Origin of the sequence: Flavobacterium sp. FlaQc-30 (assembly GCF_044005885.1) — a bacterium.
Lineage (GTDB): Bacteria > Bacteroidota > Bacteroidia > Flavobacteriales > Flavobacteriaceae > Flavobacterium.
Genome location: NZ_JBIPCO010000058.1, coordinates 1 through 241, shown reverse-complemented (window position 1 = coordinate 241; position 241 = coordinate 1). Strand labels below are relative to the sequence as shown.

Genomic DNA, 241 nt, shown 5'->3' with positions numbered 1-241 from the left:
CAAGCACAATTTTAAGCGATCCTAAGTTTGTAACTGAATTGACTCAATTTGTAGACGCAAAAGAAACGGTTACAACAATAACAAACAACAATAACGGAACCTATACTTATGCAAATGAGGCAGGAGACAATGTTACTATTGATGTAGTAGGCGATGTTGCAACTAATTTTGAAACAATCATAAACAATCCAGCAGTAACAAATGTTTTAAACAATTTTGTTACTAAATCAGAAGGTACAGT

1 pseudogene is annotated in these 241 nt (G+C 32.8%); it reads left to right on the top strand.

Annotated elements, in window-relative coordinates:
• Positions 1-241 (top strand): annotated as a pseudogene (locus tag ACHRV0_RS21730) (hypothetical protein); the annotation flags it as partial.